The 2,092-nt window shown below is 48.9% G+C and carries 2 protein-coding genes and 1 pseudogene; all 3 read left to right on the forward strand.

Going from position 1 to position 2,092, the window contains the following annotated elements; translation table 11 throughout:
- Positions 1 to 597: MFS transporter (locus tag IQR33_RS35115; RefSeq protein WP_228014253.1), on the forward strand; the 597-nt coding region annotated here is incomplete at its 5' end.
- A 101-nt stretch (positions 598 to 698) separates the two neighbouring features.
- Complete coding sequence (locus IQR33_RS31920) at positions 699 to 1,715, forward strand: nuclear transport factor 2 family protein (protein WP_005374772.1); 1,017 nt, start codon at positions 699 to 701, stop codon at positions 1,713 to 1,715.
- 177 nt (positions 1,716 to 1,892) lie between these two features.
- A pseudogene (locus IQR33_RS35120) lies at positions 1,893 to 2,092 on the forward strand (porin); the annotation flags it as partial.

Raw genomic sequence — 2,092 nt, forward strand, 5'->3', positions numbered from 1 at the left:
ATCACACTAACCTGTCTATTACTGGCTGGCCTTAACTTCTATGGTTTCCAATTCTTTGGTGGCTTCGTAACCACTTACCTACGTGATGTACGTATGTTCGACGGTGCAACTATCGGTCTCATCTTCTCTATCTCAGCATTTGGTTCACTGTTTGGTGCTTGGTTCTGGGGTTGGGTAGCTGACAAATTCGGTCGTAAGGTGAACGCATTTGGCTTCATCCTAGCGGGCATCATGGTTTCAATCTTCTTTGTTGCACCTGGCGACATGGTGATTGGCGGCCTAAACATGCTGGCTCTACTTGGTCTGATTTACAACTTCGGCCTGTCTTCTTCAGCGGTATGGGGTGGTTACTTCTCAGAACTGTTCCCAGCACACCTACGTAGCTACGGCGCGGCGCTATTCCACGGCGGTCGTATCCTGGGTATGTGGGCACCAATGGTACTTATCTTCATCCAAGAGCGTACCGACCTACAAACCGCAATGTGGGGTTCACCAATCGTATGGATCCTTGCTGGTCTTCTATGGCTATCACTGCCAGAGACACTAAAAGGCGGCGTGCTCGATAAGAGCAAAAAAGCCGAAGCAGCAAAAGCGTAACTGAATTTCAAAAACTCCGGCTGGCTCCCCGGTCGGATGAAAAAACTTAATTTCGAGTCCTGTTCCCAAAGCCGACTCGACAGCAAATAAGAGAGTTTATTATGTCTAAATATCAAGAAGCGAAACGCGTTGTACGTGAATACTTCAGCGCAATGGAAAACGCAACTCACGAGAACGTGGCAGAAGTACTAAAAGCACACACTTCAGAAGATTACCTATGGCGTGGTGTTTACCCATTCCGTGAGCAACAAGGCGCTCAAGCAGCGGCTGACGTTTTCTGGGCTCCTTTGATGAAATCAATGACTCGCATGCAGCGTCGTCAAGACATCTTCATCGGTGGTGAGAACGAAGTAACATCAGGTGAAATCTGGGTAATGAGCATGGGTCACTTCATGGGTCTATTCGACGCTGAATACCTAGGCATGCGCCCAACTGGCAAAATCATGAACATCCGTTACGCAGAATTTAACTGTGTTGAAAACGGCAAGATCACTAAGACTGGCCTATTCCTAGACCTTCTAGGTGCAATGGACCAAGCGGGTTGTTACCCACTACCACCATCAACAGGTAAGCACTTCGTATACCCTGGTCCTCGTAACCACGACGGCCTACTGTTCGAAGACGCAGCACCAGAAGAAGGCGTAGCAACACTAGCACTAGTGAACAAGATGGTTGATGACCTATCTGCACTAAACGACAGCGGCGCTATGGGTTGCCCACCAGAAGTTCTTGAAAAGAGCTGGTCTAAAGACATGATCTGGTACGGTCCATGTGGTATCGGTGCGTCTTACACAATCCCTCGTTACCAACAGCAGCACCAATTGCCGTTCCGTAACAACCTGAAAGACAAGAAGTTTAACGGCCACGTATGTCGTTTCGCAGAAGGTAACTTCTCTTGTTTCTTCGGCTGGCCAAACCTATCTAACACACCAATTGGTGGTTTCCTAGGTATGACAGGTGGTGAAGTACGTGCAGACATGCAAGTGGTTGACGTTTACTACCGTGACGGCGACAAGCTATCTGAGAACTGGGTACTGATCGACCTACCTTACTGGCTAAAACAGCAAGGTCTAGACGTATTCGAGCGTACTCAACAGATCCTAAACCCTTCTCTATAAGAAGTCCTAGGGGCGGATTGTCAACCCGCCTTTATGTTGCCTGAATCCCCTCTCGGTTCAGGCGACATGCTCCCAACTCGTGCCTCAAGGATGGGGCACAACCTCAAGATAGAACCCTTATTCACAACGGGCATGAACGCACGGTGGCTTTCTGCGCCCTGAATAATGAGATTGATGATGAAAAAGTCGACCCTTTCTGCAGTGATTTTAGCAGCGCTTACTTCTAGCTCAGCCTTTGCTGCACACACTTTTGTTAATGACGCTGGCGACAGCCTAACCATCGATGGCCGTTTCGATCTTCGCTACCAAGACCGTGGCGGTGATGACAACGGCGAATGGAACAGCGGCAGCTCACGTTTCGGTTTGAAAGGCCAAAT

The sequence above is a fragment of the Vibrio sp. OPT46 genome (genome assembly GCF_015163535.1).
Taxonomy (GTDB): domain Bacteria; phylum Pseudomonadota; class Gammaproteobacteria; order Enterobacterales; family Vibrionaceae; genus Vibrio; species Vibrio alginolyticus.

Bases quoted from the DNA above. Each gene is read 5' to 3' on its own strand.
- IQR33_RS31920 (WP_005374772.1), top strand. From the start codon at position 699: ATGTCTAAATATCAAGAAGCGAAACGCGTTGTACGTGAATACTTCAGC.